Annotated in this window: 22 protein-coding genes; 21 read left to right on the top strand and 1 reads right to left on the bottom strand. The window is 35.3% G+C overall.

What is annotated here, in order from left to right:
* Positions 1 to 278 precede the first annotated feature (278 nt).
* A complete protein-coding gene (locus tag D7I46_RS05545; protein WP_120771992.1) occupies positions 279 to 1058 on the bottom strand; it encodes a DUF4931 domain-containing protein in 780 nt (259 codons plus the stop codon).
* A gap of 255 nt (positions 1059 to 1313) precedes the next feature.
* Between D7I46_RS05545 and mnmA the strand changes: the two genes are divergently transcribed.
* The 21 genes from mnmA (at position 1314) to alr (ending at position 25335) form a co-directional block, all read left to right on the top strand.
* A complete protein-coding gene (gene mnmA, locus D7I46_RS05540; protein ID WP_120771991.1) occupies positions 1314 to 2435 on the top strand; it encodes a tRNA 2-thiouridine(34) synthase MnmA in 1122 nt (373 codons plus the stop codon).
* A gap of 145 nt (positions 2436 to 2580) precedes the next feature.
* Positions 2581 to 3129, top strand: coding sequence for a hypothetical protein (locus tag D7I46_RS05535; protein ID WP_120771990.1), 549 nt, complete (start codon positions 2581 to 2583; stop codon positions 3127 to 3129).
* Between the two features lie 159 nt (positions 3130 to 3288).
* The gene (gene rpsA / locus D7I46_RS05530; protein ID WP_120771989.1) at positions 3289 to 4515 is read left to right on the top strand and encodes a 30S ribosomal protein S1; all 1227 of its coding nucleotides are present in this window, start codon (positions 3289 to 3291) and stop codon (positions 4513 to 4515) included.
* Positions 4516 to 4599: 84 nt separating this feature from the next.
* The gene (gene uvrC, locus D7I46_RS05525) at positions 4600 to 6408 is read left to right on the top strand and encodes an excinuclease ABC subunit UvrC (protein ID WP_120771988.1); all 1809 of its coding nucleotides are present in this window, start codon (positions 4600 to 4602) and stop codon (positions 6406 to 6408) included.
* A 95-nt stretch (positions 6409 to 6503) separates the two neighbouring features.
* Positions 6504 to 7607 (top strand): A/G-specific adenine glycosylase, encoded by a 1104-nt coding sequence (mutY, locus tag D7I46_RS05520; protein WP_120771987.1) that lies wholly within the window; start codon positions 6504 to 6506, stop codon positions 7605 to 7607.
* A 70-nt stretch (positions 7608 to 7677) separates the two neighbouring features.
* On the top strand, positions 7678 to 7947 hold the full coding sequence (locus tag D7I46_RS05515; RefSeq protein ID WP_120771986.1) for a (4Fe-4S)-binding protein: 270 nt from the start codon (positions 7678 to 7680) through the stop codon (positions 7945 to 7947).
* A gap of 1 nt (position 7948) precedes the next feature.
* The gene (locus D7I46_RS05510; RefSeq protein ID WP_120771985.1) at positions 7949 to 8224 is read left to right on the top strand and encodes a GNAT family N-acetyltransferase; all 276 of its coding nucleotides are present in this window, start codon (positions 7949 to 7951) and stop codon (positions 8222 to 8224) included.
* A 106-nt stretch (positions 8225 to 8330) separates the two neighbouring features.
* A complete protein-coding gene (locus D7I46_RS05505; RefSeq protein WP_120771984.1) occupies positions 8331 to 8528 on the top strand; it encodes a hypothetical protein in 198 nt (65 codons plus the stop codon).
* A 1067-nt stretch (positions 8529 to 9595) separates the two neighbouring features.
* On the top strand, positions 9596 to 10867 hold the full coding sequence (locus tag D7I46_RS05500) for a KxYKxGKxW signal peptide domain-containing protein (RefSeq protein WP_120771983.1): 1272 nt from the start codon (positions 9596 to 9598) through the stop codon (positions 10865 to 10867).
* A 20-nt stretch (positions 10868 to 10887) separates the two neighbouring features.
* Positions 10888 to 13731, top strand: a complete 2844-nt coding sequence (locus tag D7I46_RS05495) for a MucBP domain-containing protein (protein WP_120771982.1) — start codon at positions 10888 to 10890, stop codon at positions 13729 to 13731.
* A gap of 144 nt (positions 13732 to 13875) precedes the next feature.
* Positions 13876 to 14679: a hypothetical protein gene (locus D7I46_RS05490; protein WP_120771981.1), complete on the top strand. Its 804-nt coding sequence runs from the start codon at positions 13876 to 13878 to the stop codon at positions 14677 to 14679.
* 28 nt (positions 14680 to 14707) lie between these two features.
* Positions 14708 to 15919 carry a ParM/StbA family protein gene (locus tag D7I46_RS05485; RefSeq protein ID WP_120771980.1) on the top strand — a complete coding sequence of 404 codons (1212 nt, stop codon included), beginning with the start codon at positions 14708 to 14710 and terminating at the stop codon, positions 15917 to 15919.
* 32 nt (positions 15920 to 15951) lie between these two features.
* Complete coding sequence (locus D7I46_RS05480) at positions 15952 to 17361, top strand: MucBP domain-containing protein (protein WP_120771979.1); 1410 nt, start codon at positions 15952 to 15954, stop codon at positions 17359 to 17361.
* 53 nt (positions 17362 to 17414) lie between these two features.
* Entirely contained in the window at positions 17415 to 17774 is a 360-nt protein-coding gene (locus tag D7I46_RS05475; protein WP_120771978.1) for a hypothetical protein, read from the top strand.
* A 113-nt stretch (positions 17775 to 17887) separates the two neighbouring features.
* Entirely contained in the window at positions 17888 to 19414 is a 1527-nt protein-coding gene (asp1, locus tag D7I46_RS05470; protein ID WP_120771977.1) for an accessory Sec system glycosyltransferase Asp1, read from the top strand.
* A 15-nt stretch (positions 19415 to 19429) separates the two neighbouring features.
* Complete coding sequence (locus D7I46_RS05465; protein ID WP_120771976.1) at positions 19430 to 21070, top strand: glycosyltransferase; 1641 nt, start codon at positions 19430 to 19432, stop codon at positions 21068 to 21070.
* 47 nt (positions 21071 to 21117) lie between these two features.
* On the top strand, positions 21118 to 21627 hold the full coding sequence (locus tag D7I46_RS05460; protein WP_120771975.1) for a helix-turn-helix domain-containing protein: 510 nt from the start codon (positions 21118 to 21120) through the stop codon (positions 21625 to 21627).
* A gap of 72 nt (positions 21628 to 21699) precedes the next feature.
* Positions 21700 to 22086, top strand: coding sequence for an ArsC/Spx/MgsR family protein (locus D7I46_RS05455; protein WP_120771974.1), 387 nt, complete (start codon positions 21700 to 21702; stop codon positions 22084 to 22086).
* A gap of 173 nt (positions 22087 to 22259) precedes the next feature.
* Complete coding sequence (gene pepV / locus D7I46_RS05450) at positions 22260 to 23666, top strand: dipeptidase PepV (protein WP_120771973.1); 1407 nt, start codon at positions 22260 to 22262, stop codon at positions 23664 to 23666.
* A gap of 78 nt (positions 23667 to 23744) precedes the next feature.
* Positions 23745 to 24107 carry a holo-ACP synthase gene (gene acpS / locus D7I46_RS05445; RefSeq protein ID WP_120771972.1) on the top strand — a complete coding sequence of 121 codons (363 nt, stop codon included), beginning with the start codon at positions 23745 to 23747 and terminating at the stop codon, positions 24105 to 24107.
* 124 nt (positions 24108 to 24231) lie between these two features.
* Entirely contained in the window at positions 24232 to 25335 is a 1104-nt protein-coding gene (alr, locus tag D7I46_RS05440; RefSeq protein WP_120771971.1) for an alanine racemase, read from the top strand.
* Positions 25336 to 25557 lie beyond the last annotated feature (222 nt).

Here is a 25557-nt window from a genome sequence, read left to right as displayed (position 1 = left end):
CGATTGGCAAGAAATGTTGAAAAATAGAAAATCTCGTGAGGTTCATCTTTTTCATTCATTTCTAATCGTACGAACTCAGTTATACCAAGATGTGAATATGCTTGGTAAGAAATGTTGAAAAATATCACTTGATTTTTTGTGCTTTGACTCTAAACCCTAGTTATACAAGTGCTGACGGAGAAAAAATACTGACAAAAAACTGTCAGTCCTAAGCGATTGAATAATAATTTTAAAAATGTGGATAAACATCCTGTCAGTTACTGACAGAACTGTCAATCTCATTTTTCCAATCTTATTTTAATCTCATCAGCAATTTCTTCAAGTTTTTCTAATTTATTGACCTGAGCAATCTTATAACCGATAAAATAAGGAGAAGTAATAAAACGAGGAACAATTTTACAAATATATTTTCCATTAAAATGATGGAAAAACAGATTATAAGAATCACATCGACCATCCATATAGTCCGTCATCAAATAACTTGTGATTTCATGCACGCTATCCGCAAGTTTTTCAACATTCTCAAGTTCTGAAATGATGACATTAAACTCAACAAAGCCCATGACAGGACGAGTAGACAAGGTCACAGTCAACCCATTTTTCTTGATTTCGATCCCTTCAAAATGTTCAGGAGAGATTTGCTCATAGCCATCTAACTCATGCAATCCAACCACTTGTAAATGCGGATGTCGCAAAGTTCCACCAGAATGTGGACCAAAATTCTTGAACATCAATACAGAGCGAAAATCACCAGATTTGATCATTTCATCCCAACAGTCAAAACCGAAACGAAAAACTTCCCGATTTTCACTTAAAGAGTAAGTAGAAACATCTCCTAAATGTTTATCAGATTCGATAATCACAGTCATCAAAGCCTTTTCAATCGTCGGAAATTTATTCTTCAACCAAATTTTGTTGCGCTCTGTTCGTAAAATATTAGTAAGCTGCTCTACATCGCAAAAAGGGCAATAATTTGTCGGAGGTAAAATTGTCTCCACTCGCTTTTTAGCGCCAATAGCAGTATTAAAAATTAAAGGATTTTCAGTATGTTCAATCATAAAATTATTATACCATACCCCAATTCAAAGAAGCGTAGAGCTGGTTGATTCAATGGCTAGACTTTAAACAGACTGACGTTTCTATCCACTTACTTAAAGAATAATTTTTGAAGTGAACATATTTACAATTTTCCTAAAATCAATTATAATTAATCAGTTACCTATTAACTTCAGCCTTCAACTGAAAGTTACCACAAAAGTCAGCCTTCAACTGATATTTTGTAAAATCAAAATAGAAAGAGATGGTGAAATTTAATGGATAACAGTAAAACTCGTGTCGTCGTTGGAATGTCAGGCGGCGTGGACAGCTCAGTCACAGCACTACTTCTCAAAGAACAAGGCTATGACGTCATTGGAGTCTTCATGAAAAATTGGGATGATACCGATGAGAATGGTGTTTGTACGGCAACAGAGGACTACAAAGATGTAGCAGCAGTGGCCGACCAAATCGGAATTCCCTACTATTCTGTCAATTTTGAAAAAGAATATTGGGACCGTGTTTTTGAATATTTCCTTGCCGAATATCGTGCAGGACGCACACCTAATCCAGACGTCATGTGCAACAAAGAAATCAAGTTTAAAGCCTTTCTTGATTATGCAATGGATCTTGGCGCTGACTATGTAGCGACAGGGCACTACGCGCAAGTTCACACAGATGAAGACGGAACGGTTCATATGCTCAGAGGAGCGGATAATAATAAAGACCAAACCTATTTTTTAAGTCAACTTTCGCAAGAACAACTTAAAAAAACAATGTTTCCCTTGGGACATTTAGAAAAGCCTGAAGTTCGTAAAATAGCAGAAAAAGCAGGACTTGCAACAGCTAAAAAGAAAGACTCCACAGGGATTTGCTTTATTGGCGAAAAGAATTTCAAAGAATTTTTGACGAATTACCTTCCAGCGACGAGCGGAAAAATGATGACACTTGACGGTGTTGAAATGGGAACGCACGCAGGCTTGATGTATTATACTATTGGGCAACGTGGCGGCTTGGGGATTGGTGGCCAACACGGCCAATTAACTTCTGACCCATGGTTTGTTGTTGGAAAAGACCTCTCAACAAATACCCTCTATGTTGGACAAGGTTTTCATCACGAACATCTTTATTCAACAAGTTTAGAAGCAAGTAACCTCAGTTTCACACATGAGATGCCAGAAAAATTTGATATGCACTGCACAGCAAAATTCCGCTACCGCCAAGCAGATACAGGTGTGACTATTCACATTAACGGCGATAAAGCTACTGTTGAATTTGATGAACCAGTACGCGCAATCACTCCTGGTCAAGCCGTTGTGTTTTATGATGGGGCAGAATGTCTCGGTGGAGCTATGATTGATTTTGCCTACAAAGATAATAAAGTAATGCAATACCAATAAATCAAAAGAGTAAAATCCGAAGTTCTAAAAGGCTTCGGTTTTTTGATGCTTTGATAAAAGCTCTAAAAGATTTCATTAGGAAATTAAAAATGATGATGTTATAATTATTTTATAATTTATTTCTAATATTAAAGGAAAGTAAATAATGAAAATAACAGTGAAAATCATTTTAATGCTAGGTTTAATAGTGATGATTCCGAGTGTTTTAGGAGTTATTGTAAATAATAAACAAATCCAAAAAGCAGAAAAAATTTCTCATGATTCTCTCATTCATCGAGTTGATTACACAGACGGTGAGATTCGAGAATTAGAATATAAACAGTTAGAAAATGGTAATTATTCAGCTTTACAAGGAGTTTGGAAAAATGATACTAAAAAGACACTCGCTGGATTAACGGTAGATGGGGGAATACTTCTTGTAAAAGAAAAGCGGTATTTCCTAAGTTTTGGTGGTAGAACAGCGGAGGATACCCTTTATTTGAAAACGCAATCTGAAAACTCCCACCGCAACACTGCTCAGCTCTATTTTTATCCTAAGGGAGTGGTTATTCCAGTGAGAACCAAGACAGGTGAAATTGACTATTCTGGTTCGCATGACCCAAGTGATCAGACAAGAGATAGACTATTATTTTCGCAAACAATATTAAGCGAAGAAGAATTAAAGAATAACGTATGTTATCGCAAAGAATTGTAGATTTTTCCCTTATTTTCAACAGGATAAAAATCATAATATATTTATTATAATAAAATTTACAATAAAATAAGGAAAATGCTTTCCCTATGCGATTTTTTATGTTATAATACTTCATAAGGCTGTGTGCCAGCCAAATTGTTGGAGGAATTTTTTTTACAAATGAACGAATTTGAAACACTATTAAACAGCGTTGGAGACGTTAAAGTACGTGACGTCGTTAAGGGCGAAATCCTTACAGTTGAAAACGGGCAAGCAACTGTTGCTATCGTAGGAACTGGTGTCGAAGGTGTCCTTACACTTCGCGAAATCACTAACGACCGCGATGCTGATATCAATACATTCGTTAAACCTGGTGATGTTCTTGACTTACTCGTAATTAAACAAATCGTTGGTAAAGAAGCAGAAGGTGCAAACGTATATCTCCTTTCATTGAAACGTCTTGAAGCTCGTAAAGCTTGGACTCAACTGGAAGGCAAAGAAGGTGAAGTCGTAACAGTTAAAGTTACTAAAGACGTTAAAGGCGGCCTTTCAGTAGACTATAACGGTGTACGTGGATTTATCCCTGCATCTATGATTGACACTTACTTTGTAAAAGACACTAAGAAATTTGTCGGCGAAGAAATTGAAGCTAAAATCATCGAAGTTAACGCTTCAGAAAACCGTTTCATCCTCAGCCGTCGTGCTGTAGTTGAAGCTGAAGCAATCGAAGCTCGTAAAGAAGCTTTTGCACAACTTCAAGAAGGTGATATTGTTGAAGGTACAGTTTCGCGTGTAACTAACTTTGGTGCCTTTGTTGACCTCGGTGGTATTGACGGATTGGTTCACGTTTCTGAATTGAGCCATAGCCGTATCAAACGTCCATCAGATGCAGTTAAACCTGGTGATGTTGTTAACGTTAAAATTTTGAAACTTGACCCAGAAGCTGGTCGTCTTTCACTTTCACTTAAAGCAACTCAACCTGGACCATGGGAACAAGTTGAAGAAAAAGCTCCAGTTGGTTCAACTGTTGAAGGTACTGTTAAACGTTTGACTGACTTCGGTGCTTTCGTTGAACTTTATCCAGGTGTTGAAGGACTTGTACACGTTTCACAAATTTCTTGGGAACGCGTTGAAAATCCAAAAGACGTTCTTAAAGTTGGTCAAGTTGTGAACGTAAAAGTTCTTGACGTAAAACCTGAAGAAGAACGTATCTCACTTTCTATCAAGGCACTTGAAGAAGCACCAGCTCGTCCAGCTCGTAATAACGACAATGACGGTGAAAAACGTGAACGCAAACCACGCGCACCACGCAAAGCAGCTAAACCTTCATACGAATTGCCAGAAACACAAGAAGGCTTCTCACTTGCTGACTTCCTCGGCGAAGACTTCGATATTAACGATTTGTAATAAAAAATTCAAAAATATCCTCAAGAAGACGCGAGAGCGTCTTTTTTTGTATCGTTAAACTGGACAATTTGGTATAATAGAAAAATGAATCAAACGATAAAAGCAAAATTGGAACTATTGCCTGATAGTCCAGGTTGTTATTTACATAAAGATAAAAATGGAACGGTCATTTATGTTGGTAAGGCTAAAAATCTTAAAAATAGAGTACGGTCATATTTTCATGGCTCACATAATACAAAGACAGAATTATTAGTTTCTGAGATTGATGACTTAGAGTGGATTGTAGTTGGCTCTAATATTGAATCACTAGTGCTTGAAATCAATCTTATACAACGCTATAAACCTAAGTATAATATTATGCTTAAGGATGATAAGTACTATCCTTTTTTGAAGATTACCAACGAAAAATATCCTCGGTTAATTGTTGTACGAAGAGTGCAGAAGGATGGTGCAACTTATTTTGGACCCTATCCAGATGTTAAGGCGGCAAATGAAGTTAAACGTTTACTAGACAGAATTTTTCCATTTCGAAAATGCGGATTAAATGAGAAAAAAGTATGTTTTTATTTTCATATTCATCAATGTCTTTGTCCCGTAGTAAATCATGTGAATCCACAAGTGTATAAAGATATGACACAGGAAGTCAAAGAATTTTTGACGGGTGATGATAAGAAAATTATAAATGAGCTTGAAGAAAAAATGCTTGCTGCATCAGGTAAAATGGAGTTTGAGCAAGCCGCTGAATATCGAGATGTTATCAAGTCAATTGGTACATTGAGAACGAAGCAGCGTGTGATGAATCATGACCTTAAAGACCGCGATGTATTTGGTTACTATGTAGATAAAGGTTGGATGTGTGTGCAAGTCTTTTTTGTCAGACAGGGTAAACTCATTCAGCGCGATGTTAATATGTTCCCATATTATAATGATGCTGAAGAAGATTTTCTAACTTATATTGGTCAGTTTTATCGAGAAAATAATCATATGCTGCCAAAAGAAGTTTTTGTTCCTAAAAATATTGATAAGGAATCAGTTGAAGCGGTAGTTGCCACAAAAATTATCCAGCCAAGTCGGGGTGAGAAGAAACAACTGGTTAATATGGCTACTAAAAATGCACAAACACAATTACAATTGAAATTTGATGTTGCTGAGCGTGATATTTTGAAGACGACTGGTGCGGTAGAAAATCTAGGAAAAATCCTTGGTATTCCGAAGCCTAGTAGAATTGAAAGTTTTGATAATTCCAATATTATGGGAACTTCGCCTGTTTCTGCAATGGTGGTATTTATTGATGGAAAGCCCTCTAAGAAGGATTATCGAAAGTATAAGATTAAAACAGTAGTCGGCGCAGACGACTATGCTTCTATGCGGGAAGTGATGACGCGTAGATATAGTCGTGCTTTGCGTGAAGGAACGGAACTTCCTGATTTAATTGCGATGGATGGAGGGAGCGGTCAAGTTAATATTGCTAAGAAAGTCTTACGAGAGTTGGGCTTGGAGCAAATTCCTGTTGCTGGGATGCAGAAAAATGACAAGCACCAAACAAGTGAATTGCTTTTTGGAGAGCCACTTATGGTAGTTCCTTTATCTCGACAATCGCAGGAGTTTTTCCTTTTGACTCGAATTCAAGATGAAGTTCACCGCTTTGCGATAACTTTTCATAGACAACTCCGCGGTAAAAATACTTTTTCTAGTAGATTAGACGGAATTGCAGGACTTGGTCCAAAACGTAAACAGAAATTGTTAATGAATTTTAAAAATTTAAAGGCAATTGAAGAAGCAACAGTACAAGAAGTAGCTGAAGCCGGCATACCTTATGAAGTTGCAGAGCGAGTAAAGAGTACTTTGGTAAATAGCATAAAAGATACTGAACCTCCTGTTAGCAACCAATGAAGTCAAGACTTATTTTGATAAAGTTAATGATTTAGACAATGAAAATCAGCTTGGAAAGCTGATTTTTTATTAAAAGATTTGTTATAATTAACTTTATGAATCTGTCAGAAAAAAATATAAAAAAGTTTAATGAGAATCTGTTAGCTTGGTATGATGAAAATAAAAAGCCATTACCGTGGCGAGAAACGACAAATGCTTATAATATTTGGATTTCGGAGATAATGTCGCAACAGACACAAGTAGAAACCGTGATGCCTTATTATGAACGTTTTATGAAAAAATATCCAGATGTAGCCACTCTTGCAGTAGCCAATGATGCGGAGTTATTGAAGCTCTGGGAAGGTTTAGGATATTATTCAAGGGCGAGAAATCTAAAGCTGGCTGCACAGCAGATTATGACAGAGTTTGAGGGAATATTTCCATCAGTACTGACAGATATTCTGTCATTGAAAGGCGTTGGACCATACACAGCAGCTGCAATTGCTTCTATTTCATTTGGCTTGGCGGAACCTGCAATTGATGGCAATTTGATGCGAGTAACAAGTCGTCTTTTTGAGCTGACAAATGATATTTCTAAAAGTGGTTCGAGGAAAATTTTTGATCAGCACTTACGAAAATTAATCAGTGCTGACAGACCAGGTGATTTTAATCAAGCATTGATGGATTTGGGTTCAAAAGTTTGTACGCCTAAAATTGCGAAATGTGAAGTGTGCCCAATTAGAGTTTACTGTGAAGCTTATGCACACGGCACTCCGCTGAATTTTCCAGTGAAAACAAAAAAGCTGAAGCAAAAAGATTTATACTTTGTGGCAGTTGCATTGCAAAATTCTTTAGGAGAGTATTATTTAGAAAAGCGCCCTGCGACGGGTTTGCTTGCTGATATGTGGACTTTTCCTTTGTCAGTACTGACAGAAAATGAGTTTGGGCAAATCATTACTGATGGAGCTGTCAGTAAACTTCCAGATCTACCGGATCTACCGGATCTACCGGAAACGATTTCCAAAACAGAATATATCGGAAATTTTACTCATATTTTTTCCCATCAGAAATGGCATATTGCAATAATGAGAGCAGTGCCTGAAGAAAAATTTGAAGTTGCAGAAAATTTTCTGTCAGCAGATAAAATGTGGCTGACAGATTTGTCAGCAATTCCTCTTGCTGGACCGCAGGTCAAAATGTTTGAGATATTGAAGAAATAACTTTTGCTGATAATCGTGCATTGCAAAGTTCACCAAATTAGTCTAAAATGTGAAGAAGGAGGTGTAATCTATGGATGGAACTCTTTTGAAGAATCAAAAAGTAACAGAGGAAGAATTGATCGCAGGAGGATATAAAAAATATTCAGGAGAAGACATTGATATTTTTTATAATCAGTCAGTCTGTCAGCATGCAGGATTCTGTGTCAGAGGATCGGCGGATGTCTATGAGGTGGGACGAAGACCTTGGATTATTGCGGATAACGAAACAGCTCAGCGTAATGTAGAAATTATTAACACCTGTCCAAGTGGTGCACTAAAATTTATAAGAAAGGATGACTAAGATGGAATTTAAAGAAGAAAAACATCGACTTGTTCTATTGGATGGAACAAAAGAAATCGGAGAGATGACTTGGTTAGATCGTGACTCTTATTTTATTGTGAACCATACTTTAGTTGATTCTGATTATAGAGGACAAGGTTTGGCTGGAAAGCTTGTGGAAAAAGGCGTTGAAAAAGCGCGACGCGAAGGAAGAAAACTCTACCCATTATGTCCATTTGCCTTAAAAGAATTTGATAGTAAGCCTGAATACTCCGATGTTCGACAGTTGGAACTATAGACTCAGATAGTCTATATACTTGTTGGTAAGTAACAGTATTATTAGTTAAACTAAGTATAAGAAAATTAGTTGCCTAATATTTAAAAAAGACAAAAAGAGAAACTTTTTGTCTTTTTTGGGAGGTAATATTATCCAGACTGATAAAGAAGAGAATTTGAATTTAGCAAATTACGGGATTTTAGAGTATCCGAAAACAGATACAACGATGACAATTCTTGCGTTGAGTGAATTATTAACACAAATTAATAATAATAATAGAATTCTAACTTTTGATGAACTTGTTACCTCAATAATCTGCGAATAAATCAAGTTGTTACTAATGGAGAATTAAAATTGGTCGCCAAACTATAAAAGAGGATTTAGGATGACTTACTGGGTTAGAGTGAAAATACGCAATAAAAATTGGTAGAGATTAATTTATAACAGAAGACTTATCATTTGCATTAAATAATACATTTATAGAACCAAAATTCTTCAATGTTTAATCTAAATATTCATATTTGGTGTCAAAATGGTTTAGTCTAGCATATATTTTTATGCTTAATTTTATTGGACAAGTGATTATAATTCAAAGGTAGGAAATAAGATAAATTAAAACACTATTGAACTCAAAGGGTCCAATAGTGTTTTTCTTATTCATAGTAACAAGTAACCGATAATTTTATCTATCATACCAATTATAACCATTAAATTTTTGTTAAAACCATATCATTTTTATGTCTAAGTGGTCAGTCAAACTTTATAATCTTTTTTGTTAAAAATAATGATTTTAAATAAGATTCAAACAAAAAAAGAGAGAATATATATGATAAATCCCCGATTAATTCGTCAAAAAACAAAAAGTGTATTCCGAAAAATATAAATTTTTCGGATATTTACTTCATTTTAAGTCACGAAAAGACATCAAATTGAAACTTTCGTTGGTTTTAAAAAGCTAATCTAACGAAATGTTTACTTATATTATATAAAATACTCTATAGAATATCAACTGTTTTACTAAATTTTTTTGAATTTTTGTTCTTTTTTCGCACAAATGCCTGTTTTTATTGTTCAGAAATCAAATATAAATATTTTTAATCATATTCCCAAAAAAGATGTTTACGAAAAATTTATATTTTTCGTAAACATCTTTTTAATTATAGGATTTCCAGTATGAAGAAAAAGAAAATTAAATGTTGAAAATAAATGAGTAACACTTAATTTTATATTCTATATTTTTCAAGAAAGGTATCAAAAGCTTAGGTAGAAAGGAGAGAAGAGATAGAAAATCTTTGTTGTCCCTGTAGTTCGGTAATAAATATACTCTAAAATATAAATGTATTGAGCATATTGAGAAGAAACTATTATAAATTTATAAGAAAGGCAAAAATTATGAAAATACAACATAAAAAACAAGTGAAGCTTACCAATTTTCGGACATGGAAGAGGGGTAAAACATGGCTTTATGCATCAAGTGCATTAGCGATATTAGCAGGAGGGGGAATTATTGCATCTCAGATAAATTCTCCTTTAGGAGTAACAAACGTCTATGCGGATACATCTTCTCCAGTAGAGCAACCAGCTAATCCTACAGATGTTTCTAGTTCTGCTGCACCTAACTCCAATATAGATAGTCTAGCATCATCCATTGGTTCAGTCACATCATCTGCAAGCAATGATTTAAATTCGGCTGTTTCAGCAGCCAGTTCAGCTGGAGTGGTGTTAAGTTCTTCAAGTTCTACGGTTACAATTTCTTTAGCTGATGATAGTAGTGTTGCGAGTTCTATTGCTAGCTCAATGGCAAGTGATTCTGCAAGTCAAGCTTCAAGCATCGCTTCAATTGCTACTGAACAGTCTTCAATCAATGCAAGTTATGCTGAGGTTTCTAGTGCTATTTCATCTGCAAATACTTCTGCAAGTTCAGTTGCAAATCAATCAAGTAACGCTGTTTCATCTGCGGCATCTTTGGCTGAATCTGCGGTCTCAAATATTGCTTCAACTGAAAATATATCTTACGCAACTAGTAATGAAGTTATTTCTCCTTCCTATGTTACACTGAGTAGCGATGCTACGGCATCTGAAGTTGCTTCAGTCGCTTCAGAAAATGCTAATATTTATTCTTCGGCAGTGTCTGATGCAATCAACTCTCTTGCCTCGGAGGCCAGTTCGGCTAGTTCATATTTAAGTTCAGCTGTTGCCGCAACAAATCCATCATCCGTTGGATCTTTCACAGTAACTACAGGTTCACTAATGTCCCAGAACTTTGTACTAGATGCTAATGGTATGGATTCCAGTGCACCCATAGTTACAGGTGGTGCAGTAGTTGGAACAGGAACAGTTAGTAGCGATGGTAAATGGATTGTAACAGACTCAGGATCATCATATGGTACAAGCTGGGGTTCATCTATGGCGGGAGCTTCAGGTTATATTGTATCAGACTTGACAGTAGGAGATACAGTCACAAAATCATGGAGTAATATTGGTACATTAAATGGTAATGAGGTTAGTGCAACAGTGACATTTACGGTAGGAGCAACACAAGACTCAAATCCAACTATGGCACTATCATATAACTTTATAACCTTTATGACGGCTAATGGCTTTTCTGGGAATTTTCAAATTTCTTATACTTGGTCGGGGGACCTGAGTCAGGGCAGAATTTAACCTTAGATGAATTAAATACGATGTCTATTTTAGGAGCTTCTTTAAGTGTAATAAGCGGAGGGACAGAATATATTACAACTGCTGATGCGAAGGGAGCAATTCTATCCAATGATTCAAATTATCCAGCACGAATAGGAGCAGAAAACGTAGATGGTTCCTCATTGGGACTGCCTTCTGGATTAAACATTATTTTCGGAGTGCCCAGTGGGTCTTCTAATTTGCCTAGTGCCAACGATTCAGATTCAAATTCATTTGCTAAAACATATGGTGTTTCCTTTGCTAATTTCACAACTTCTACTCCTACATTTTATTTTGGGACGATTGTTTATGCTACAGGAGAGGGAAGCGATAAAACAAACCATCTGATGATGTCTTCAGCATTAGCCTATAATCCTCCAATCTTAACAGTAGTAGTTCCTACTGTTGTTGCTCCTGTCATAGCTACACCAGCCTCTCCGACACCACTGTCAGCCAACTATAATGTGACAGAACTTGATATTATTGCAACACCTCCAGCAATTACCGCCCCAATAACGAGCACTGCAGTGATTAATAAACCTATTGATTTAACGCAGGGAGGACAAGTAACAGGTGAGGATAATGGAGAGCTAATCGCTTATCCAGCTAATGATATGGTTGTAACTATAACAGACTCATCAGGAAACACGACTACTTTACCCGAAGGAACGACAGATTATACGCCTACAACGAGTGGGAACTATACCGTTACTTATACTTATACTAGCGCAAATGGAACTGCCAGTACAACAACAATTTTTTCTATTCCAGATACTGTTACAACTAATTATGTAGACTCTTCAGGTAGCATACTTGCATCTAGCAATGTGCAAACAGTTGAGGTTGGGAACAGTTATAATACAAGTGCAACCGTCGTTGAAGGATATATCTTGACGACTATTCCTAGCAATGCCTCTGGAACAATTAGCTCGGGAGATGGACCTGTGCAAGTAACATACGTCTACTCTCCATTAGGAAGTTATGTTGTCACTAATCCTGATGGTAGCACAGATGAGACAATCTATCCTAATGACCCAAGTAATCCGACACAACCAGGTAGTCCAACGAACGTGATTCCTTATGTTCCAGGTTATACTCCAGAGGGACCAGATGGTACAGCGTTGACCCCAGTTGACCCTAATGATCCGAGCCAAGGTTATTTACCTCCAGCAATCCCAGATGATCCTACGCAAGACACTCCCATTACTTATACCCAAGATCAAAGTAGTGTTACTGCGAATTATGTGGATGGTAATGGCAATGAAGTGGCACCCAGCGCTCATCAAACAGGAGGAGTAGGTGATGCTTATACAACGACAGCTCCAGTAGTAGATGGTTATGTATTAACCGACACTCCATCCAATGCTAGTGGTACCTTATCAGAAGATGAAACGCAAGTAACATACGTCTACTCTCCATTAGGAAGTTATGTTGTCACTAATCCTGATGGTAGCACGGATGAGACAATCTATCCTAATGATCCAAGTAATCCCGCACAACCAGGTAGTCCAACGAACGTGATTCCTTATGTTCCAGGTTATACTCCAGAGGGGCCAGATGGTACAGCGTTGACCCCAGTTGACCCTAATGATCCGAGCCAAGGTTACTTACCTCCAGCAATCCCAGATGATCCTACGCAAGACACTCCCATTACTTATACCCAAGATCAAAGTAGTGTTACTGCGAATTATGTGGATGGTAATGGCAATGAAGTGGCACCCAGCGCTCATCAAACAGGAGGAGTAGGTGATGCTTATACAACGACAGCTCCAGTAGTAGATGGTTATGTATTAACCGACACTCCATCCAATGCTAGTGGTACCTTATCAGAAGATGAAACGCAAGTAACATACGTCTACTCTCCATTAGGAAGTTATGTTGTCACTAATCCTGATGGTAGCACGGATGAGACAATCTATCCTAATGATCCAAGTAATCCCGCACAACCAGGTAGTCCAACGAACGTGATTCCTTATGTTCCAGGTTATACTCCAGAGGGGCCAGATGGTACAGCGTTGACCCCAGTTGACCCTAGTGATCCGAGCCAAGGTTACTTACCTCCAGCAATCCCAGATGATCCTACGCAAGACACTCCCATTACTTATACCCAAGATCAAAGTAGTGTTACTGCGAATTATGTGGATGGTAATGGCAATGAAGTGGCACCCAGCGCTCATCAAACAGGGGGAGTAGGTGATGCTTATACAACGACAGCTCCAGTAGTAGATGGTTATGTATTAACCGACACTCCATCCAATGCTAGTGGTACCTTATCAGAAGATGAAACGCAAGTAACATACGTCTACTCTCCATTAGGAAGTTATGTCGTCACTAATCCTGATGGTAGCACAGATGAGACAATCTATCCTAATGATCCAAGTAATCCGACACAACCAGGTAGTCCAACGAACGTGATTCCTTATGTTCCAGGTTATACTCCAGAGGGACCAGATGGTACAGCATTGACCCCAGTTGACCCTAATGATCCGAGCCAAGGTTACTTACCTCCAGCAATCCCAGATGATCCTACGCAAGACACTCCCATTACTTATACCAAGAATAGTACGACCTCAGAGGGTTCTGGAAATACGAAAAACCCTAAAAAAACTGGAGAATCAGGAGAGAATTCAGCACAAACTTCAGATAAAACGATAGGCTCTATTGTAGATTCTACATTGGGAATTAGCCCAGTATCTGCTTCAACACTAACCTTATCTGGAAATGATTTACCAAAGACTGGTGATGATGAAAAAATCTCTAAAGAAATGAGTGGTGTAGGCTTAGTCATGCTTTTAGGAATATTAGGGCTAGCTAATATTAACAAGCGAAAAAAATCTGATGATTAGAGTTTAAAATACAGTTTAAATATAGTTTCTAGATTAGCTGCGTAATTTTTTGGCGCGGCTCTTGATAGAAAGAAATCTTATTAAACAATCGTTAGAGAATATAATATTAGCTATCAGAAAATAGATTAATGGAGAAGAGTAGACATGGAATCAGAAGGAGAAAAAAGTTTTTTTAAGCACTTGTTTAGACCTAAAAGTAGCTTGATAGAGTCTGAGATTACGGATAGTGAGAGTGATATAAAGTTTTTAGAAGCAGAAAAATACAAAAAAGAAATACAGGAATTAGAAGAAAAATTAAGAATTTCCGAAAAAGGTTATAAAATAAAATATCAACTTCTAATAAGATGTGAGAAAGAGTTAGAAAAGTCAAAAATAGACTGTGAAAACCTTTCAAAAAAACTTGCCCAAATAGAAGAGGCAAAAGATAGTTCAAAAAATCTATCTAATGAACAAGAGCTAAAAAAAACAAAAGATAATATTATAAATCAATTTTCAAAAAAAATAGAACAAGAAAAGGAGGAAATAAAGCAACAAAAAGAAAATATTGAAAAACTAGAGAAAAAATTGCAGAAGGAGGAAGAAAAAAACAAACAGTTATTTGAAAAAAATCAAAAAGAAGTTGGAAAACGAGAAGAAATAGAGAGAGAATTTCTTCATGCAAAAACTCAGTTTTCCGAATTAATCATCAATATCCGTGAAAAATATCCTACTGAGGAAATATTAAATGAAAAAATAAAAAATGCAGAAGAGCAGGCTTTGCTGATAAGGAAAAATGCGGAAAAAGAAGGAACGGATATTGTAAAAAAAGCTCAACAAAGAGTAGAAAATATGTTATCTGAAAAACAAAATGAGCTAGACAACCTTGCCTCAAAAATTGAAGATTATACTCTTAAGCTTGAAAGCTGCATTCAAATGATTGATGCAGTACCTTCTCAATATCTAGCTTGACTAATGAAATGAAAGGAAGTAATTAATATTGGATACTATTTTTAGTATTGATTTAGGCAATAGCCTAATAAAAATGAAGTCTGATCGTGGAGAATATATATATCCAGCCTCGTATTTACCAATGAAATATGTTGGAGAAGTTCAACTGATAATGGGTGAAAACTACATCTTTCAATCTTTGGGGGAAAATGATGATAAAGAGTGTTATATTTGGGGACCAAAGTTAGAAAATTACCATTTACCAGAAAAAGTAATCAATACTTATGCTCGATCTTATAGATTAGAACAAAAGAAAGTGATTCGTATATTAGAGTTTGCTCTGGGGCGTTTAGCTATGGATTATAATGAGACGGATTCTGAACACATAGTTGTTCATTTAGCTTTGGGACTTTCTGTAACGAGTATAAACGAAATTAAAACTCTTTCTTTTCTAAAAAAATCGCTAATAGGATGTCATCAATTCTTAATTAATGGAAAAGAGATACATTTAGAAATTCCATCTGAAGAATATATTTTATTCTTCCCTCAATACATGGGGTCTATATATTCTATTTCCTCTGATGAAGATTTCAAAGAGATAGAAATGTATGGAGAGTCTAAGATTGGTGTAGTTGATATAGGGGGAGGGACTCTTTTAGCTAATAGCTGTGTCCAAACGATTCCCTCTCCGATAGAAGAAGAGCGTTTTAGTGGTATTCAATTAATAGTAAAAGAAATCAGTCATAGGATTAATTCAACAAGAAATCTTATTATTGAAAAAATGCTGCGAGAAACAAAAGATTCAGATAACTATTTATATTCACCAAGTTCCAATGAAAATGATACTAAAGATATTACTTCCATAGTTGAAGAAACAATCAATCAATATACACGTTTTGTTATTGCACCATTTGTTACAGAATGTTTTCCTGATATTGAAGATATCAGGAGTATTGTTTTGACAGGAGGAGGGGCGAATATTATTTCAAAAGAGAGTTTAAGGGATGAGATTGGAGCAGATTATTTTAAACGTTTAGTTTTTGTGGAGAACTCTGAACTTTTGAATGTTAGAGGTTTGTATAAAAAAGCGAGAATAATCTGGGAAGAGGTTAATGTTCCTTTAAACCAAGGTGATTATGAACCTAAAAAAAAGGGATTATCAAATAAACCAGTAATTTCTAAAGAGATTCTCCGTAAAAAATTAGTTGAAGAACAGAAAGTTTTGAAAGAAATGCAAACAAATTTATCTGAAGAAAAATAAGACAGGAATACCTATAAAAAAGGAAAAACAGGATGAGTCATCTAATTACACAATATTATGAGGACGAAAACGGTAATGAAATTTCACCAAATACAGCTCGTATAGATTCAGAGAAGGGGGGCATTGTATATGCCCCTGTTTTAGAAGGATACATGTTAGTGAAGACTGTAAGTACTTCAAGAAGTAAGTTTTTCAACAGAGAAACAATAGTCACTCATACATATACTCCAGTGGGATGCTATATAATTAAGTCACCTAACGGAGCTATAGAGGAGATTATTTATCCTAATGGTTGGGATAATCCTAAAAAGTTTGTCAATCCTCAAAATACAATTCCATATTTTGAGGGATATAGACCAAAAACCAGTGGTAATTTTTTGGAGGCAGTGGACTTAGATAATATTGATTATGGGTATCTGTTTCCAGAACTTCCAGATGATTTAACGCAGGATATAATAATTGAATATATCCAGAATAAGGAATTTACGACTAAGCTAATAGATGCAACAACTGTCACTTATGTCTATGGCCTTTTAGGGAATTATATAGTAAGAAAACCAGATGGAAATACAGATAGAATAATGTATGAAAATGATTCAAATAATCCTAGTAAAGTTAATAATCTACTAAATAAAGTTCCCTTTATCCTAGGGTATAGACCAGAAAGTTCAGATGGTAGAGCATTGCTTTCAATCAATCCAAGTGACCCAAGTCAAGGATATCTACTTCCTGAGATTTCTAGTAATCCTACACAAGATATTCAGATTACTTATATCCAGACTCACAATGAGATTATTACGAATTATGTGGACAATAATGGTAATGAAGTAGCACCAAGCACTCGGCGAATAGGAGAAGTAGGCGATACTTATACAACGATGGCTCCAATATTAGATGGTTATGTCTTAACGACTATTCCATCTAATATTAGTGGTACTCTGTCAAAAGATGAAACACAAGTAACTTATATTTATTCTCGATTGGGAAGCTATGTAGTTACTAAACCCGATGGCAGTATGGATGATACCATCTATCCCAATGATTTAAGTGATCCAACACAAGCTGGTATATCAACGAACGTGATTCCTTATATTTCAGGTTATACTCCAGAGCAAGCTGATGGAGTGGTATTAACTCTAGTAGATAATGAGAAACCCATACTAGGCTATTGGTTTCCTACTCCAAGTAAGGTAACTGAAAATACCTTGATTAACTACATAAAGAACAAAAGTGTCGTGACTATAAATTATTTGGATCAAAGAGGAAAAATACTAGTACCCAGTATTCGTCACATAGGAGATGTGGGTGATAATTACATTACGGCAGCAGTGGTAATTGATAATTATTTTCTAATCAATTACCCAGATAATGCTCAGGGAACACTATCAGAAGATGAAATAGAGGTTAATTATGTTTACGATTTATTGGGGGATATATTGTAGTTAGCCCTGATGGTCATGAAGAAGAAATAAAATATTTTAATAATCCTAATGATGTGACTCATACGGGTAAGACTAATCAGGTAATCCCCTATTTATCAGGCTATATACCAGCAGCGGTTGGTGTAGATTTAATACCAGTCAATCAAAAAGACTTTAATCAAGGCTATCTTTTACCTGATTTGCCAAAAAATCTGAGTAAAAATATAATCATAAATTATAGAAAGAATTCAAAAGCATATGAGGTGATTATAAAATATGTTGATAAGAATGGTAAAGATTTACTTCCTAGTGTGGTCCAAACAGATAAAGGTGAGGCAGATTTTACATTAACAGCACCTCTCATCAGTAACTATCTATTATTAGATATTCAGTATACACCACGGGCACAAAAAGAAGTTGTCAAAGAAATCTAGTGATATGTAAAAATTAGGAGAAATAAAGTAGGAGATTTTATTAATAGAGTGACATTAAAAGATTTATCTGATATGTACGGACAATACTTAATTAAAAAGAAAGGAATAGATAAATGAACTATTTTGTTAATGAAAATATTTTTACTCTGAATTCAGGAACAGAATTTTCAGCTGTTAAGCGTATTAAACTTTTTCATGCGCAAGGTATCCCTGCAAAGATTTTGACACGAAATTACAATTCGCAGTTAGCTGGGGATTTAAAACGTGTTGGACTTAGTCATAGTGATGTAGTCAATATGTATGATTATTTCCAAAACATTACGGATATTGATGAAAACGATGTGAATGTCCGCTATGCATCAGTAATTGATAAAAAACTCTATCATATTGAAGGAATTGATGCCAATAAATCTCTTATTAAGCATGCGGGACATATAATTGGTGAAGTGACAATTGCTCCAGCAACAGTGGGGATTATTGCCTCAATCGATTATTATAATGAAATGGGTGAGAGTGTTGCTAAAGATATTTGGGATAGGCGAGGTTTCAAATCCTCTACTCAATATTTTCATCCAGACGGAAATGTTGGCACTCAGATATTTTATGATTATAGAGGAAATGTAAGATTAGAAATTACTCACATGAATATCAATGGAGTTTTACATCCTACAATGTATAAATTGTTAGATTACCAAAAGAAAGTTTACCGTTTTAATACTGAGCAAGAACTCTTTATATTTTTTATGAATGAATTAGCATTCCAGGAGGCAAGTGTATTTATCAATGACAGAATTTCTCTGATTTCTTCTGTAGCAGAAATAAAAAACAGTAGGGGAAAATGGCAATTTCTCCACGCTAGTCATTTGGAAATAGGTAGGCAAGACGGAACCCAAAGTAAAACGAGTGAGTATTTAGAAAACTTGTTTACAACTTTGGAATCCCATTTTGATGGGATTCTTGTTCCGACCGAACAAGAAGCAGCAGAAATTAAAAAGAACTGGAAAATAAAGCATATTTTAGCTTTGCCAGATACTTATGCAGAAAAACCAGTACGAAGTAGTAAGATTCAACGTCAGAAACATAAGATTATATATCTAGGAAGATTATCTGATGAAAAAAATCCAACGGATATTATTGAAATCATCAAAATTGTACATCAATCTATACCAGATATTAAATTTGAATTTTATGGATATGCTTCATCAGAGATACTTCAACAGAAATTACAGCACTTAGTAGATAAGTATGGTTTAAAGAATAATGTGATTTTTAAGGGATATCAGACAAAAGAGGTATTAGAATGCATTTTGCAAGAGACTTCTCTGTTTTTAAATACTTCTGAGAGTGAGAGTTTTGGTATGAACATATTGGAAGCGATGACTTATGGTGTTCCTATCGTATCTTATCAAGTTAAGTATGGACTTTCAAAATTGATTGATAATGGTATTAGTGGGTATTTTGTGCCTTATGGTAGTAAGAGACAAGCAGCAAAAAGTATTATAAAAATACTTATAAATCAAAAATTATGGCACTTATTGTCTAAAGGTGCAGCGGATAAAGCTCAAATATTCAGTATTGATAAGGTATGGGAAAGATGGGCTTACAATAATAGGGTAGTAAATAATTTATTTATAAACTAGCGGAGGAGGGAATAAATGATTTTTTTTATTAATTCATCGTTCAATGAAAAAAATTCTGGAATTGAACATGCACAATTAAAACGTGCAGCCTTATTCCGTAAGCATGCTCAACCATTTAAACTTGTATTTCGAGAGTGGAATCCTACTATTCATTATTTTTTGGCTAAAGTAGGAGTCAATGATGAGGAAACTTTAGTGATGTTTGATTATTTTCAAAAGGCAATGAACTTTCCTGAAAAAATTATCCAAGTTAAAGATTTAGATTTTGGATTATTGAATATAAGATATGATAAAGAAGAAGAAAAAGGAAGGTATCTTATTTTTCAAGAACAGCAGTTGGTAGCTCGAGTCAGTTATTTTACCGAAGATTCATTGGAACGTATACGCAGTGTTGAATATTTTGATGGTTTTGGTAATTTATACCGTGTTGATTTTTATGATTTTCGGGGGTTTTTGAGTCTTGCGCAGTGGTATACTCCTGATAATAAAATAGGTACAGAAGTTTGGTATGATATTTATGGCCAACCCATACTTGAAACATACAATCGTTATAATGCACGAAAAAATTATATTAAAACAGGGTGGCGTTTAATTGAGGATAATGGTGCTATCTATATGTTTTCGAATATTGAAGAATTAACTTTACATTTTCTTAATAGATTAAACGAAAAGTATTGGAGAGATGAAAAAGCTAATATTTTTATTATGGATAGAACACATTTAGCGGATTGGGCTTTACTTAATTTGGAACATCCAGCTTATACCGTCCTCCATTTACATAATGCTCACATGAGTGATGCACAAGATGCAATGTATTCAATGCTAAATAATTTTTATGAATTTAGTCTAACAAATGTAAATGGTTATGATGCAATCATTAGCGCAACAGAAAAACAAACTCAAGATATAAGGAAACGTTTTAATCCATCCGCGAAACTATTTACAATTCCCGTGGGAATAAATTCTGAGAAGATTTTACGAGAGAAAAGACTACCGATGTCATTACGGAAAAATCATAGTATTTTAATGACTTGTCGAATTGCTCCGGAAAAAGGTATAGATAAGGTTATTGAGGCAGTTGGAATCGCAAAACGAAAAATCCATGATATAACCTTAGATGTTTATGGTTATATTGATCATAGAAATCAAGATGAGGCTAAAAAAGCAATAGATGATGCAATTGAAAAATATGAGTTAAATAATTGTGTACACTTACATGATTATTTAGAAAAAGAAGAAGTAATTTCTGTTCAAAAAGAACATCAGGTTTATGCTCTAATGTCAGTCATGGAGGGATTTAATTTGGCGCTGCTGGAAGCACAAAGTCATGGCATGGTTACAGTAACAAATGATGTAAACTATGGTCCCAATGATTTAGTTGTTGATAAGAAGAATGGTTACATCGTTAGTTTTAATGGCGTAGAAGAAATGGCGGAGAAGTTCGTGACTCTCTTTTCTAATGAAACTCTATTGCAATCATTGTCTACCAATGCTTATGATTTATCACAGCGTTTTTCGGAAGAAAGAGTTTGGCAGGCTTGGCAAGAATTATTAAGAGATGCTGCTACAAAGAAGGTGAGGAAGATTACCCCAATCCATAAGGGAATAGGGGAGCAAAATCCTAACAATGAGAAATTGAATGACTCTTTAAGATGATAGTGAGAATTATGAAAAATTGACTAATAGTTGAAAAGAGAAAAGATATGGACGATTTGGAAGATATAGATATCAATAAAAAAATGAAAATTTTTAGAACAGAAATGCGTCGTTATAGAATTCCTATATTGAAGCTTTCAGAGGACATTGGATATCCGGCGGCATTTGTATCGGACGTTTTGTTTTTGAGAAAGAAACCAGACATTAAGATATTGGAAAAACTTGAAAGAGTTTTGAACAGCTCTGCTCAAGATAAAGGAGTGAACTTGTGTACGATTAGCGGTGAGCGATGTCTAATAGATACAAAGGATGAATCGCATCAAAATTTGAACGGTAGACAGTCTGAATTTTTAGATAATCTAGGTGAGAAAATCAGAGGAATAAGAACCCGACTTAATCTTTCAGAAGTAGAATTTGGCAGGGAGTTATCACCAAGAGTTTCCTCAAGACTCGTATGGGAAATAGAAGAAAATAAGTTTACTCCTTCTCTAGAACATCTCATTCAAATCGCAGATTTGGGTGAGGTAACGTTGGATTGGCTACTAAGAATAAGATAAGTATTATTAAATTTTCTACCTACTTTGATGATAATATATATAATAATTTTTTAATGAACGGAAACTTTTCAGATGATAAAAGTTTATAAAAGAGAAAATTCAGATAAAAGAGCCTATAAAGCAGTTGAATGGTTGGAATCTCATCAGTTACCATATAAGATTATAACTAGAAAAGAACTAACTGGTGAACTAATAAAAGAAATATTATTAGTTTCTGATAGGGGATTTGATGAAATCATGGTTTCAAGATTTCGAGTTTCTCATGCGCATAAATTATTTTATGAAAAATTTGATTTTGAGAAGATGACAGTGAATAGGCTAGTTCATATTCTCTTGGAATTTCCTGAGTTGTTAAGAAGTCCAATAATTTTTGATGAGAAAAAAATCTTAGTTGGATTTAATGGAGATGAGATTAGAAAATTTTTGCCTAGAACTCATTATGGAAGGAAATATTTTTAATAACTATGTATGAATACAAATACGAAGTTAATCGTAAAGAGGAATCTGTCAAACTAAGAGTAGCATATCGTATTTAGAGAGATAACCATACTTTCTCCAAACTTTAATCTCAGAATAAAATTTTCGTTTATTTTTTGGTATAATTAAAGATATATTAATTTCAAGGAGAAAATATGACAACGATTGATTTTACAGCTGAAGTTGAAAAACGTAAAGATGCATTGATGGCAGATTTATTTAACCTTTTGCGCATTAATTCTGCAATGGATATGGAACACGCAGATGCGGAAAATCCATTTGGTCCTGGACCACGTAAAGCGCTTGATGCTTTCCTTGAAATCGCTGAGCGCGATGGTTACAAAACAAAAAATTATGACAATTATGTAGGGCATTTTGAATATGGCGAAGGGGATGAAACCCTAGGTATTATTGGTCACTTAGATGTTGTTCCCGCTGGCTCTGGCTGGGATTCAAATCCTTTTGAACCAGAAATTCGTGAGGGAAATCTTTATGCACGTGGTGCTTCAGATGATAAAGGACCAACGGTTGCTTGCTATTATGCGCTTAATATTTTAAAAGAATTGAATGTTCCATTATCTAAAAAAATCCGTTTTATCGTCGGAACCAATGAAGAAACAGGTTGGGCAGATATGGATTATTACTTTGAACACTGTGAATTACCATTGCCTGATTTTGGTTTCTCACCAGATGCAGAATTTCCAATCATCAACGGTGAAAAGGGAAATATCACAGAATATCTTCATTTTGCAGGAAAAAATGCAGGTTCAGTTGTTCTTCATAGCTTTAAAGCAGGGCTTGCTGAAAATATGGTACCAGAATCTGCAACAGCAGTTATTTCGGGAGCAAAAAATCTTCAAGTAGCTCTTGAAAAATTTGTTGCTGAACACGTAGATAAAAACCTTCGTTTTGATTTGAATGAAGAAGATGGAAAAGCAACTATTACAATTTATGGTAAGTCCGCTCACGGTGCGATGCCAGAAAAAGGGGTTAATGGTGCAACCTACCTTACATTATTCTTGAACCAATTTGACTTTGCTGATGGTGCTGCAGCATTTATCAAAGTAGGGAGTGAAAAATTACTTGAAGACCACGAAGGTGAAAAACTTGGGATTGCTTATGTTGATGACCTTATGGGTAACACATCAATGAATGCTGGTGTTTGGTCATTTGACGAAGCAACAGAAGGAAAAATTGCTCTGAACTTCCGTTTCCCACAGGGCAATAGTCCAGAACGTATGCAAGAAATTCTTCAAAAACTTGATGGTGTCGTAGAAGTTGAATTGTCTAAACATTTGCACACACCTCACTATGTTCCAATGTCAGATCCACTTGTATCAACTTTGATTGATGTTTATGAAAAACATACAGGACTTAAAGGGTATGAGACAATTATCGGTGGTGGAACATTTGGACGGCTTCTTGAACGTGGTGTTGCATATGGCGCAATGTTTGAAGGGGAACAGGATACAATGCACCAAGCCAATGAATTTAAACCAGTAGAAAATATCTTCAAAGCCGCCGCAATTTATGCTGAGGCTATCTACGAATTGGCCAAATGAGCCAAAGTTGCGAAAAAGTAGAGTTTCTGAGTAGATTCAATAGATTAGAAATAAATTGTTGTAAGAAAGGGTGTTGATATGATTTTTGGGAATGGCGTAGATAATGTCGAATTAACCAGAATTCAGAAAGCCCTAGAACATTCAGAGCGTTTTGTAGAACAAGTTTTGACAGCATCAGAATTAGAGAGATTTAAAAGTTTTAACTCCACAAATCGTAAGACAGAGTTCCTTGCAGGAAGATGGGCAGCTAAAGAAGCCTATTCAAAAGCATATGGTACAGGAATTAGCAAACAACTTGGAATGCATGATTTGGAGATTCAAAATGATGAACTTGGGAAACCTTATTTTTCCAAACATCCTTTTAATGGGGAAGTTCATTTATCCATTTCTCATAGTAGTCTAGAAGCTGTTGCTTTTGTGGTTTTAGAAAAAAATGAGTAAGGTGGCGAAAATCGTCACTTTCGCTTATATTATATGAATTTGGGTGGAATTTCTAAATAAACAGGTATAGAAATTGTTTGTTCATATAAATAGTAGATGTGACAGCGTGAAAGTAGGTAATTTTATGAAATCTTCACCACATCGTCATACACCAGCAGTGATTGACTTAGCGGCGATTCAAAATAATATCAAAAAGTTTCGGAAACATATAGGGACTCATCCGGAAATATGGGGAGTAGTTAAAGCTAATGCCTATGGTCATGGCTCAATTCCTGTTTCACAAGCAATCCATGATTTAGTTGATGGTTTTTGTGTTTCAAATTTAGACGAGGCAATTGAGCTTCGGAATAATTTGATTACTAAGCCAATTTTGGTATTGTCAGGTATTGTTCCAGATAATGTTGATATTGCAGCGAGCTTGAATATTACTCTGACTGCTCCGAGTCTAGAGTGGCTACAATTGATTGTGAAAGAAAAAGCTGATTTTTCAACTCTAAAACTTCATATTGCGGTTGACTCAGGAATGGGTAGAATTGGTGTTCGTGATGCCAAAGAAGCGAATGATATGATCGCATTGGCAGATCAATATCATATTCAATTTGATGGGGTGTTTACGCATTTTGCAACCGCAGACGAAGCAGACGATACAAAGTTTAATGAACAAAAAATGAAATTTGATAAGATTGTTTCAGCTTTATCAAGGCGTCCTCATTATGTTCATTCGACTAATACAGCCTCGGCTTTGTGGCATACAAATCAGGTACAAGATATTGAGCGTTTAGGTATTTCGATGTATGGACTAAACCCAAGTGGTACAGCTTTGGAACTTCCATTTGAATTGGAAGCTGCTTTTTCTTTGAAATCTGAACTCACACATATTAAAGAGATACATGCTGGTGATACTTTGGGTTATGGTGCAACTTACCGTGCAACTGAAAACACTTGGATTGGTACAGTTTCGATAGGTTACGCTGATGGTTGGACACGTGATATGCAAGGGTTCCATGTCTTAGTCGATGGTAAATTCTGTGAGATAGTAGGTCGAGTTTCAATGGATCAAATGATGATTAAATTGGATAAGGGTTATTCTATTGGGACTCCTGTTACGTTGATTGGGCATGATGGTGATAATGAAATCACAGCACAAGACATTGCTGCATGGCGGAAAACAATTAATTATGAAGTTTTATGTTTACTCTCTGACCGTATTCATCGGGTATATAAGTAATAAAGAGGATTACATCTTCATCTCGTTACATTATTTATTGATTGATTAATATTTAAAAGGTTCATGTGCAAAAACAAATTAAAAAGACTGAATAGTTTCAGTCTTTTTTCTTATAGATTATTTTTAGATTAAATGCTAATTTTTATCTAATAAAAGTATTTACAAATCTTATATTTATGTTAGAATATAATTAAGAACGAATGAGAAAATAATGAAAAACAA

It is taken from the genome of Lactococcus allomyrinae (assembly GCF_003627095.1).
GTDB classification, from domain to species: domain Bacteria; phylum Bacillota; class Bacilli; order Lactobacillales; family Streptococcaceae; genus Lactococcus; species Lactococcus allomyrinae.
Note: the sequence above shows the minus strand (reverse complement) of the source record. Positions and strands in the feature narration are given on the sequence as shown.

Bases quoted from the DNA above. Each gene is read 5' to 3' on its own strand.
- D7I46_RS05465 (WP_120771976.1), top strand. From the start codon at position 19,430: ATGATTTTTTTTATTAATTCATCGTTCAATGAAAAAAATTCTGGAATT.
- mutY (WP_120771987.1), top strand. From the start codon at position 6,504: ATGAATCTGTCAGAAAAAAATATAAAAAAGTTTAATGAGAATCTGTTA.
- D7I46_RS05545 (WP_120771992.1), bottom strand. From the start codon at position 1,058: ATGATTGAACATACTGAAAATCCTTTAATTTTTAATACTGCTATTGGC.
- D7I46_RS05480 (WP_120771979.1), top strand. From the start codon at position 15,952: ATGAGTCATCTAATTACACAATATTATGAGGACGAAAACGGTAATGAA.
- D7I46_RS05455 (WP_120771974.1), top strand. From the start codon at position 21,700: ATGATAAAAGTTTATAAAAGAGAAAATTCAGATAAAAGAGCCTATAAA.
- rpsA (WP_120771989.1), top strand. From the start codon at position 3,289: ATGAACGAATTTGAAACACTATTAAACAGCGTTGGAGACGTTAAAGTA.
- pepV (WP_120771973.1), top strand. From the start codon at position 22,260: ATGACAACGATTGATTTTACAGCTGAAGTTGAAAAACGTAAAGATGCA.
- D7I46_RS05460 (WP_120771975.1), top strand. From the start codon at position 21,118: ATGGACGATTTGGAAGATATAGATATCAATAAAAAAATGAAAATTTTT.
- mnmA (WP_120771991.1), top strand. From the start codon at position 1,314: ATGGATAACAGTAAAACTCGTGTCGTCGTTGGAATGTCAGGCGGCGTG.
- uvrC (WP_120771988.1), top strand. From the start codon at position 4,600: ATGAATCAAACGATAAAAGCAAAATTGGAACTATTGCCTGATAGTCCA.
- D7I46_RS05510 (WP_120771985.1), top strand. From the start codon at position 7,949: ATGGAATTTAAAGAAGAAAAACATCGACTTGTTCTATTGGATGGAACA.
- D7I46_RS05495 (WP_120771982.1), top strand. From the start codon at position 10,888: ATGTCTATTTTAGGAGCTTCTTTAAGTGTAATAAGCGGAGGGACAGAA.
- D7I46_RS05500 (WP_120771983.1), top strand. From the start codon at position 9,596: ATGAAAATACAACATAAAAAACAAGTGAAGCTTACCAATTTTCGGACA.
- D7I46_RS05490 (WP_120771981.1), top strand. From the start codon at position 13,876: ATGGAATCAGAAGGAGAAAAAAGTTTTTTTAAGCACTTGTTTAGACCT.
- D7I46_RS05515 (WP_120771986.1), top strand. From the start codon at position 7,678: ATGGATGGAACTCTTTTGAAGAATCAAAAAGTAACAGAGGAAGAATTG.
- acpS (WP_120771972.1), top strand. From the start codon at position 23,745: ATGATTTTTGGGAATGGCGTAGATAATGTCGAATTAACCAGAATTCAG.
- asp1 (WP_120771977.1), top strand. From the start codon at position 17,888: ATGAACTATTTTGTTAATGAAAATATTTTTACTCTGAATTCAGGAACA.
- alr (WP_120771971.1), top strand. From the start codon at position 24,232: ATGAAATCTTCACCACATCGTCATACACCAGCAGTGATTGACTTAGCG.
- D7I46_RS05535 (WP_120771990.1), top strand. From the start codon at position 2,581: ATGAAAATAACAGTGAAAATCATTTTAATGCTAGGTTTAATAGTGATG.